This window comes from Mesorhizobium sp. 43Arga (assembly GCF_053714255.1).
In genome coordinates, this window is sequence record NZ_JBSKBO010000013.1 from 110,715 (window position 1) to 122,222 (window position 11,508).

Below are 11,508 nucleotides of genomic sequence, written 5' to 3' on the forward strand. Positions count from 1 at the left end.
GGCTCGCCCGATATCCACTACACGCGTAATGGGAGCGCGCAAACGGCAGGAGGCCAAGGGTTCGCGAACGCGTTTGTCCGGACGCACGTAGCCGGATTGAATTCCAGGGGTCCCTCATCGGTGGCGGCGACCCAAGCTTTCCCCCAAGAGAGCCTGCTGTGGTGCAGATCGACAGAGGTCAGCATCCAGGTGGAGCGCGAGGCAATTTCACGGCGATGCAATCACGCGCATCGCCGTGAAATCCGCAAGAGTATTCGATTCCTCTCCGCACGAGCCAGACGCACTGCGGACGTTGCTAGTCAATACGGCGTGCGTCGAGATTCGGAGCACGCGCAATATTTCAGCTGCCGATTAGGAAACAAGGGTGTCGGACTGGTGAAAGCAGAAGCCGGAATTCAGCATGACTGACTTCGAATCCGAAACGTTGCGGGAACAAATCGCGGGTCGAGCTGAGATCACCTCCATAGTGGGTCTTCAGGTCACTCATCCAATGGTCGCGAATGCAGGCGATAATATTCTGGGGGAGCATCAACTTCGAACGACCGTTGCAGAATTGGCGTGCGGCGAATCCAGAAACGCAAGCCACCCCACTTGGCATCCCGAAAAGTAGACAGCGGGCCAACTAAGGAGCGCGAGAGCTTGGAGCAAGTTCAGACTCGTATGAGGATAACTTTATGTGATCGGACGCTCGCGGAGATAGTCGCGATGGCAGGCCTGCTCACAACCATGTCGATAAACGCATCGGGGCGTCTGGTTAGTCGTATGTTTCCTCAGCGCATTCGGCGGAGAGTCCTGCAGATTGCAGGTCGCGCCCCCTTCGACGTCCACGGCCAGTTGTGGTCATCGTGATCGGGTTGAGTGAGGCCATCGGTTTAATGATGGAAGTGTTCAACCGGCGCCGCCGGCAGAACAAAGTTCATGAGGCGTCGTGTGGCCCAAGGCCGCTCAGGTGGGATCGGGGGAGTTTGGCGATGAGATTGCCGTGTGCCACTTTGGCAATTGCACTTATCAGCCAAAGCCCCGCCGACTGAGCGAAATCAGCGCGAAACACGATGTGCACCGCATTTTTTGCATTATCGGAGATGGGATATGACCGAATTTGGCCGACCTGGAAACTCGCGCATTGGGAATGCTGGCGCCGGCGGCAGGCCGGGCTCGAACAGATCGCGCTCGCAATCAAGCTCTGCCCTAGCAGGTAGCCAATCGTTCGTTTCGGTGCTGGAGGGTATGCACTCTGGGCCCCAGGACACAAGCACCTCCTGCACACGCTCGGGGACCTGTGAGGACGAAGTCCTCGGCGAGAGGTCCTCCGGCCCTTTTGTGGGCGCACGGCGAGTGCTGGACGCCGTTGTGCGAGCGGCCGCGTTGAAACGAGCAGGCACCACGCGGCGGCTTCGTCTTCCCGCCGTCCCGGTCGATGAAGCCACGGCCCCGGTCGCTGACCAGCCCTCAACTTCGGGAGGGGCAGTGCTTTCTCTGTCAGACGGACAAAGCAAGACACGAGATCAACTTATGAAAGGCCTGCTCGACGAATTTGAATCTCGCCGCCTTGATGCTTTCCAAGTGGCCACGCGAAGCCCTACCCCGCGAGAGAAGCAAGAAGCGCTCGATCGAATCCTCGACGCGGGCTCAGCAGTCCTGGAATACCACGCGAGTCTGGCCCCAGGGGCGCCTGGCATTCTGTCCAATGATCAGGCTCGCCGAACGCGCGATCTGGTGCATGATGCGGCATCCGAGTGCATGGAACTGGCCGCAGATGGCATGGTATTGCTAGAGACGCGTAAAAAGGCCCGCGGCGTGCTCGACCTGATCCTCCGATCCAACCCCGACCCCGCGCGGCTGAGCCAAGCGGTTTCCAGTGTAGCAAGGCACTATGTGGCCTGCGTTGAATTTTGGGAACAGAAGACATGGCGCGGGGAACGCCTCCAATTAGGCTGTGCCGTCACTGCGAACCTACCAAATTCAAAGATCGAGATTCAGCAAGCCGAAGAGGACGATTTGCGGCTGCAGACTGGCTCGGTTCTGCTTTCGAAGTTCATGGTTCTGCAATCGCGGATCGATCTGGCGCTGTTGCTGATTGAGCCCCGGGCGAGCAGTTTCGAGCCAGCCGTGAGAGAAATGCTTATCGGTGAGAATGGGCGGTTGCGTATGCTGCAAGCCCTCAAGACCGAAGTTTGGCCGGCACTGCACCAGACGCGCGATGCTCTTCATGCCAAAGCAGGGCGCCCACTTGCCCCAAGGGATCGTTCCGTTCTGGAAGGAGTCATGGAGAGGCTGTTGGACTTTTCGTCGGCCTTATCCGACTTCCTTGCCGGGCTAAGCGAGGACCGAACAGTTGCCGACCTCCCATTTGAGTTGTTCGGCCAGATAGCGGAAGGCGCGCGGACCACTACGGAAGAGGTGTTGCGCCTCTTGGAACTGCAGCCGAAGATGCCACCCATTAGCGAACGGCCGGCAGACGCTGCGATTGCGACCGACGCTACTGGAAATGTTGTCCCCGAAACGACCGCAGCGGCCGCAACGCGAAAGAAAGGGAAAGGCAAGCGCAAGCCGGCGGCTGGCGCTGGTAGTTCGGCGGCGGGGGGGGCGGCGTCGCAAGTCGCTGCGGACGACGGCGACACCTCGACAGCAGCCAAGGTTCTCTCCCTAGGCAGCAGGCATCCCGCTCCCTCCGATGGTCCACATCAAACGCCAGAAGCTGCCACACGAGGAGCCGCTGTGCGTGCAGAGATTGGGGGCCGGCGCGGTCTTCCCTCGATGTCGGCTGGTGGAGCGCCAGCTCGAGATGAAAACTCTGTTACTTCCGAGGCTGGGCCCCGGCCCGCTGACCAGAGAGCCGGTCTATCGCAATCAGACGCGCTCCCAACTTGTGAGCAACCTGTGGGAATTGAGGATGCTGGATCGAGCAGTTCGCGCCCCAAATGGAGTCTTTCCGCTTGGAATGGCGGCCAACCGATCGAATCTAGTGTTTGGCGGATGCACTTTGGGCCTAAAGATGGACAGATGTCCTCCGCTCGCATTTGGCCAGGTGCCGACGAAGCCCTAGGCGGCGGATCTGGCGGTCCCTCCAAAGGCCTCCGCCGAGCCCTCACGCCTTCGCGACGTGCGGCCAGTGGGCCGCGCCATGGCCAAGGTCGGCAGGGCGAAGCGATAGCTAGAGAAGAAAGCTCTTTGCGTTTTGATGAGAGGTCCTGGCTCGGCGATCAAGAACCGAGCAGCTCACAACCGGACATGCTGCGACCTCATGAGCAAGGCGAGTCCAGACCGAGTGCAGGACCGGGCAGGCGGCGTTTCGACCATGTGGCTGTACAGCACTCCAGCGACGTATCCCTTGATGACGCTTTACACGACATTTCTTTCGCTCACGGCATAACTGAATTCTCGTGCGCTCTGGTGGATCACGACAAGAGGCTGCAAGACCAGCCGGATCACGAAACATTCCTGCAAAAGGCCGCTTCCCAGTTCACCCATCAATTTGTTCCGAGGTGGGCCCAAGATGTCCGCGCCTATAATACCTGGGGGTACGCCACCTCATGCAATGCGATGAGCCGGGAGCCTGGAGGTCAGGCAGGCATGGAAGCTTGCAGGGCCATGGCAGCTCAGGTATCGAGGCTCGGCAAGGCGCTGAACAATGTCGAAAGCAAAACGCTTTCGCTGTTGGTATTGGCGTTCAGTCGACATCGTCGAGTGGAGGAATGTCGCAATGGAATGATCCGGATCGCCAACGTTTTTCTTGAGCAACGCGAAGCACTTTCAGAGCTCAATGCCCGAAGTCTGGGCCTGCTAGTGAACGGCTTAAGCAAGTTGCCGGGACAGGAGAACTCTCATCAGGCCATAGTAGCAGTTGCCAACGAGATTGGCTGGCGCCTGGCCGAACTCTATGAATTTGATCCGCAGGCGTTGGCGAACCTGGTGAACGGGTTCAGCAAGTGGCCAGAGGACTGCCGAGACGCTACGATTGCGATCGCTGTTGAAGTCTGTCACCGCGCAAGCCGCCCCAAGGTCGGGCTTTCTAGTTTCAATGCGCAGAATCTGGCAACCCTGGTGAACGGCTTCAGCAAATTGCAGGCGCCGGAGTGCTTACGCGCTGCCGTTGTCATAGCCAATGAGGTCTCGAGCCTCCTCCATGAAAATGCCGACCTGTCCGCGCTTCATCCGCAGGCATTGCAGAACTTGGTGAACGGGTTCAGCAAGTGGCCGGAGGACTGCCGCAGAGGCACCGTTGCGATCGCGCGTCGGATCCCTGGCTGGGCCGACCAGCTGCCTGATTTTGATTCGCAGGCGTTGGCGAACCTGGTGAACGGGTTCAGCAAGTGGTCAGAGGACTGCCGCGACGCTACGATTGCGATCGCCGGTGAAGTCTATGACCGCGCCGGCCGCTCCAAGGTCGAGCTTTCTGGTTTCGATCCGCAACACCTGGCGAACTTGGTGAACGGCTTCAGCAAATTGGCGCCGGCGTGCTCACGCGCTGCCGTTGCAATCGCCGCTGAGCTCTGTCAACGCGCCAGCCGTCGCAACGTCTGGCTTTCTGATTTTGACCCACAGCACCTGGCGAACCTGGTGAACGGTTTCAGCAAATGGCCGCAAGAGGAGAATTTGGGTCAGGCCGCTGACGTGGTTGCCGGCGAGGTGCTTCGCTGCGCCGACCAGCTGCCTAGGTTCGATCCGCAGCACCTGGCGTGCCTGGTGAACGGCTTGACCAGGTGGCCGCAATGGGAAAAGTCACGTCAAGCCACGTTTGCGATTGCCGGTGAGGTACTTAGGCGCACCGGGCAACTCCAAAGCTTTGATCCGCAAGGGCTTGCCATTCTGGTGAACGGTTTCAGCAAATGGCCTCAGGACTGCCAAGGGGCTCTCGTTGCGCTCGCCGGCGCGGTCTCTCGCCGCGCCGGCGAGCTGTCGTTATTCAACGGGCAGGATCTGGCGAACCTGGTGAACGGCTTCAGCAAGTGTCCAGTGGATTGTCGCGACGGCATCGTTGCGATCGCCAAGGAGATCCCTCACCGCGACGGCGGGCTGTCGCAGCTCAATGGGCAGGACCTGGCGAACCTGACCAACGGTTTGAGCAAGTGCCTTGCCGAAGAGGGTTGCGGCGAAGCCATCGTTGCCATCGCTGGGGAGGTGGTCCGTCGCGAGAACCCCGGCGAGCCGCTCGTTGGTTTCACTCCGCAGGCACTTGCCAACCTGGTGAACGGCCTCAGCAAGTGGCCGCAAGAGAAATCACGTCAGGCCACTGCTGTGATTGCTGATGAGGTGATCCGTAGCGCTAACCGGCTCCCTGATTTTGGATCGCAGCATCTGGCGTGCCTGGTGAACGGCTTCAGCAAGTGGTCGCAAGATGAGAAAACGCGTCAGGCTACCGCTGTGATCGCCGGCTCGGTGCTTCGCGATGCCGAGCGGCTCTCCGGGTTTTGTCCGCAAGACCTGGCAAATCTGATCAACGGGTTCGGCAAATGGCCGCAAGACGAGGCGTGCAGCCAGGCGGTTTTGGAGATCGCGCGCAGACTCGGCCCCGCGGGTCTCCCATTCCGTCACTTTACGACGCCCGGGCTCTCCAATATCGCCAACAGTTTGGCGCGGGGGATCATGAGGAGAGAGGACGAGGGAGAGATTGCAGGGGCCGCTCTGCTGAAAGATCGGCTCCACAAACTCGCTCATTATCTTCATTATGCCAGCGAGCGCCTGGAGGCGGCCGACGCGATGGGCGTGACGAGCATCTTGAAGGCGTTGGCCAAGGCTCAATTGCACGACGATCTCAGTTTGCTCGCACCCGCTGGATTAAATCGGCTGGCGCAATTGCATAGTGCCCCTCGGTTTGTGCTTGAGAATAATCTCGAAACCATGGGCAATCTGTGCGCCGCTCTGCTGCCGCTGGCTCGCAGTCCGCGCAAGCAGCTGCTTTGGCACCGGCGGCAGGCTCTGAACTTGCTGAACGATATCCAACCGATTGTGGAGCACAAGATCGAGGCCCATCTCAAGGCAAGCGATGCTGAGCGGAGCCGTGGGCCGAACTCGACCCGCTGTCCGGCCCTGTCGATTTATCAAGTGCTCAAGACCCGTGCGAGCCTGGCGAGGTTGCTGCGGCGGCCGTATGTCGAGGGCAAGAAGTCCGATTTGCGGGCGAGGCGCGACGATCTGGAGGCCAAGACCAGGGAAATCCTGGACAGCACGCGCGAGCTCATAGAGAGCGATCTTTCCAACATGAGTTGGAACCTGATCGCCCAGATCGAGGCAGAGAGTCCGACCGATGCGCTGGACACGTTCATGGCGCAGAATACCGCGACGGTCCAGGCGCAACATCCAGCGTCTGTCTTCGACGTCCATCAGGTTTTGCGGGCCATGGACCACGAGCCCAGACCTCCGCAGGGCGAGGCGGGACTGATGCGGTTGCCGGTGGTCGACATGCAGGGCCGGCAACTGGCCACGGAGCCCGAGACGCGCTATTCGATCTTTAATCGCCTGACCTCGGGGGCCGTGAAGATAATCGCGGTGCAGCTGCCAGGAAAGCCGAGCCCGTTCCTGCTGGCGCGCACGTTGACCGTCGAGGGCGTGCCATACCGTATGGATCTGTTCGGCGGGAGCAAGTTAAAGCCGCCGCAAAAGACCCTTTCCCAGGTCGCCGCCCGCCTTCCAGGTCGAGTAGAGGCGGAGTCTTCCGGCGGGAAGCTGCTGGCGATTCCCTATGCCGAAACCGCACCGGGCACCGCCTTTGAAAAGCTATCGCGCGCCTGGGCACCTTTCAAAGAGGCATATTACTATACGCAGCGCCGGGGCTTTGCCGCGCCGCCGGCTGTCAAGGGCCTGGGTCCTCACGACTACGCGCTGGAAGGCGCCTTCAAACTGTCGCTGCTGCCGGACCGCGCTGTTAGCGAGAAACATCCCTTCAGGATGGTTGGGCCGGAAGGCCCGATTGCATTGCGACCGCATGACGGATGCGGTTTCATCAAGGCTTCGCTGGCCAAACGTATTACAGCCGTTCGCAGGGCCGTCGGGCAGGAAGGTCCTGATCGGGTGCCTGCTTTTGGTGAGGGAAGGAGAACGTCCCTGCCTGCCACGGCGCTGCAACATTATCCCCGCAGCAAGGCGGTGGCGGATGAGGTCCGGGAGAAAGCCAAAAACTGGCTCGAGAAGCGCCCGGACCAAAGGCTGACTGCCGAGGAGCTATTTCGAACCGTGACTGGGGGACATATCGACGGTCCTGGCGCAGTCGCGGTACCTTCCGGTGACGAGTGTCTCCATGTGCCGACGCTCAAGAGCGAGACTTTGACGGGGATGAGTGGCGTGCTGATCGGCCGCTCGCCGTACGACAAGCCCAACCTGCGCCCATTCGCTGCCGACCTGGTCAGGTCAGCTCTTGGTGGGGACCCGACAGCAGCGTTCCTCGACACGTGTGTGGCTATGCAATACAGCTTTAATGTCGCCCAGAAGTCAGGGGAAGAACTCGCTGCCGACGATCCGACTTTCTTTGCCAAAGGCATTCTGATCGTCGTGCCCGATGAGATGTGGCCGGCCGCCTACGCCGACCGTGGGCTCGTTATGTCTGCCGAGGACGTGAAGTCCCATTCGCACTGGATGACAGGCAAGGACCGCGTCAAGAAGGACACGCCGCTTGACTGCCTGGGCATCCTGCAGGCCACGGAGGTGTTTGCCCCCGGCTCGTTGGTTGCCGTCCCCACCGGTGAGCAGAAAAAGCTTGATGGTGACTTCGACGGCGACACCGTCATCATAATCGGCGACCGGCCGCAGCTTTATGAGCATGTGCGCGAATTCGATGAAAAGGAGCAAACTCTCGGACTTCCGTCGTTGAAGCCGCCAAAGTCGCATACACCGGCCCTTGACGGTGACAACTACCAGTTTGGTCGCGCCAGCCAGATCCTGGCCGCGACGCAAGATGTCCTGGAGACCTATAGCGGTCTGCAGAGAAACTTCCTGGCTCAGTCCCATGAAGCACGACGCTGGTTTGCCGAGCGTGCCATCTTTGGCACCTACGAGGGCATTTCCCACGTCCTCCGGCGAGACATCGGTCAGTTGTTGGGCCTGGAAGAGGTGAGTGGACATGTTATCCAAAACATGTTTGCGAGAGCGAGACACGAGATCGAGGTCGCCGAACATCCCGTTGCTCGCGAAATGGCCGAGTTACTCGCCGCCGACCTTGAGGCATGGGCAAAGAGGCCTGAGGTGGAAGGCCAGCCCGAAACAGAAAACGCCAACGACGCAAAAAGCACGACGCTTAGCGCGGCAGCCTCAGAGCTTTTGCCGGATCTGGCGGACGCCTATCCGGCAACTTCTCAGGCACGAGACCGCATCCGGGCTCTGATCGACAACTATCCTGCCCGGATCGATCCTCGGCCGGATGGTTACAATCCAGACGACCTCGTGCAGAGCGCAACCAACCTCCTGAGCCTCGGCATCAAGGTCGGCACCGATGCCTACAAATCCAACACTGGCGCTCGGCTCTTTTCGAGGAAGAGCCAGGACCTTCAGAGGCTGCTGCATACGACGCCTGGCCTAAAGTCAGTGCCTTACGTCAAGGGCCTGGCTGCGTCCCTCAATCATGGAACGTTCGATGTTAGTGCAGCCTTGAAGGACCTGGAGGACAACCCCACCCTGACGGCTTCAGTCATGCAAACCTCGATCAGTCTCGCTGTGGAGCAGCGCATTTTGCCTGAGCCCTCGCGCTTCCGGCCCCCCGCAGCGGATGGCGACGAGACGATCACGCTGACTCCCGAGCAGGCCTCAGAGCGCGCCCAGATTGAGGTTGCCCGCGCTGCAAAAGAAGAAGGGAAAATCACCGCAGCGGCACTCAGCATTGCCGCAAGCCTCAGGAATATTGAGATCCAGGTGAAAATGCCTCACCTGGAGCGCCGGCTGAGATCGGAACGCTCCATAAGAGAGGATCTCACCGGCAAGAGCATCTCATCCGGCAGCACCCCACAGCTGATCAGCAGCGCCGTACGCCACGTGTTCGAAATTCCCGACAAAGATTTTACACGTGCCTTCAAGGCAGCCATGCTGGCCTTCGAGGAGCAGGACTACACCGAAATCGAGGCGACCAACTGGTTCAAATTCGAGCGTCCGAATTATCTCGGCATCCGCACCGTGCTCGCCACAGCAGGAGGCTATCGCTTCCAGGTGGAATTCCATACGCCAGCCAGCTACAGCGCCAAAGTTGACAATCACGACGCTTATAAAGAGCTGCAGAGGCTGCAGGGCCCGGATTCCCTGGAGAAGATAGAGAAACTTGAGCAGAAGGTAAAAGAACGCTGCAAGGCCGTTGTCAGACCCCCTGACGTGCTCAGCATAGGACACTGGGGTGATTGTAAGAGTAGCACCGCCCCGGCACCTGGATTGCGAGCTGTCGGACGATCGACACAGCCGCAGATCGCCAAGTCCCCGGAGGCAAGGGAGATTGTGGGTGCCCTCGGCGATCGCCCGATCGTGCTCGTCGGCATGCCGGGCGCTGGCAAATCCACCATTGGCCCGCCTCTCGCGCGTCGGCTGGGGCTGGCCTTCGTCGATACCGACAAAAAAATCGAGCAGAAACTCGGCAAATCGATATCTCAGATTTTCGAAGATCACGGCGAAGATTATTTCAGGAGGCTCGAGGCGCGCGAGATCGCTCACTACCTCGAGGCCGGGCCTAAGGTGGTCGCGACCGGCGGCGGCGCGATATTGGACGAGCAGACTCGCCGCCTCATTGGCAACAAAGGGGTCTCGATCTGGTTTGATACCGACCTGGACGTGATCCAAATTCGAACAAGGAACGACGCCAAACGCCCGCTGATGCAAGGCCCCGATGCGGGTCGCAAAGTCGACCAACTGATGAGCGAGCGCCGTCCTTTCTATCAACAAGCGAATGTCAGGTTTGTCCCACCCCACAAAAACGATCGAAAGAACGCAGATCCATGTTTGCAGGCGCTGCACGCGTACCTGTGCCCGGCCGATGCAGACCGCAGCCCGTCCGACGCCCCATCGCGCGATTCTGCGCCGGCGTTTCCGACCAGCTCCTCCGATGCTCTGATCGGGGAGGGCGCCTCGTCAGTGCTCGGGGCCACCGAGTGGCTGAGCGACGCCCATATCAAGAGCGATTACGATCTCCTGGAGGAGCAGCTGCTGGGGATCGATCCAAGGCTCGCCGCCAGGACACGGCTGGTGTATCCGGCGGTATCCAATCTGCTGCACCACATGGAGCGGCAAGAAGCGCAACGCACGTTGCAGTCCATTTATGATCAAAACGACGCCCCAGCCGACTTCCTGTTCCTGCCAGTGAACAATGGCACTCCGGCTCACGACGGCACCCATTGGTCGCTCCTGCTGGTTGATCGCCGCAACCCCCAAAGACAGGTCGCCTATCACTACGATTCCCTCCAGCGTGGGCAATACAACGACGCGCCTGCAGCACAGCTGGCAGAACGGCTGAGTGCCACCTTGGCGCCAGCCCGCATAGCCCAACAGCGGAACGATTACGATTGCGGCGTCTTTGTGGTGGACGGCACGCGGGCGCTGGTTGAACGATTCGTGGAGGGACAGCGCCCAGACAACGAGCCGCTGCACCTCGACAACCTCGTCGCCGATCGGCGGGCACTGCAAAGCCGACTGGCGAGGCTTTGATTTTGCATCTTCGAAACGGCACTTTGAGCGGCAGGCGCAACTGCTTGATCCTAATGGTGAGTAGACCCGCCCCGGGTGAATGGTGACCTGATGTGGTGGACGGCCTCCGCTCACGGCATTGAGGTGCCATAGTGTGGCTGTCGAAAGTCACATGAGGGAAAGCCGTCCATGGAGAAGATTACCACAATTGGTCTGGATATCGCCGACCCGGATCGTCTTCGGATAGCCGATGCGGGGGCAGATCTGTTCCAGCGTCCTGACCACATCCTCGGCTCGATAACTGAAGCGCGGGTCGAGCACCGGTACGTTGCGCCAGAACGTATCTACGACCGTCAGGACCCGGATCTTCTTGCCCGTCGCGAGCTGGTCGTGAACGAAGTCCATTGCCAAGACGTCGTTGGGTTCGACGGCTGGCTGGCGATCGTCTCGCAGCTTCGCCTTCACCCGGCGCTTCGGCGTCTTGTTCCTCAGTTGAAGGCCCAAGTCCCTGTAAATGCGATAGGTCCGCTTCACGTTGATATCCCAGCCCTCGCGCGTGAGCATCACGTGCACGCGCCGGTAGCCGTAACGAACCCGCGTCGCACAGATGTCTTTGATCCGAGCTTCGATGCCGGCCTGATGGCCCTGATCGCGGCGGCGGGACTTGTAGTGATAGGGCGAGCTGTCGAACTCCAGAACCCGGCAGGCTCCCCGGATCGACACGTTCCAGTCACAACAGGTATCCGCCACCGGCTCGCGTTTGCGACCAGGCCTCACAGTTTTCGGCGGATCACGTCCTGCAGCATCGTACCCATCCGGTGAAGACCGCAGGTAGCTTGAACCTGTTCCTAAAAGTTTGATCGGAGCGCCACGACCGCTTCTGCGGCTCGATCGCACAGCTTCGCCATCTTGCGATCG

At 60.1% G+C, this 11,508-nt stretch carries 2 protein-coding genes and 1 pseudogene; 2 read left to right on the plus strand and 1 reads right to left on the minus strand.

What is annotated here, in order from left to right:
- The first annotated feature begins 400 nt into the window (after window positions 1–400).
- Window positions 401–610 carry a hypothetical protein gene (locus tag ACWGS8_RS31320; RefSeq protein ID WP_454584558.1) on the plus strand — a complete coding sequence of 70 codons (210 nt, stop codon included), beginning with the start codon at window positions 401–403 and terminating at the stop codon, window positions 608–610.
- A 902-nt stretch (window positions 611–1,512) separates the two neighbouring features.
- Complete coding sequence (locus ACWGS8_RS31325; RefSeq protein ID WP_454584559.1) at window positions 1,513–10,611, plus strand: shikimate kinase; 9,099 nt, start codon at window positions 1,513–1,515, stop codon at window positions 10,609–10,611.
- A gap of 204 nt (window positions 10,612–10,815) precedes the next feature.
- On the opposite strand, the pseudogene ACWGS8_RS31330 reads toward ACWGS8_RS31325, so the two are convergent.
- Window positions 10,816–11,396 (minus strand): annotated as a pseudogene (locus ACWGS8_RS31330) (IS3 family transposase); the annotation flags it as partial.
- Window positions 11,397–11,508: the final 112 nt, after the last annotated feature.

Bases quoted from the DNA above. Each gene is read 5' to 3' on its own strand.
- ACWGS8_RS31320 (WP_454584558.1), top strand. From the start codon at position 401: ATGACTGACTTCGAATCCGAAACGTTGCGGGAACAAATCGCGGGTCGA.
- ACWGS8_RS31325 (WP_454584559.1), top strand. From the start codon at position 1,513: ATGAAAGGCCTGCTCGACGAATTTGAATCTCGCCGCCTTGATGCTTTC.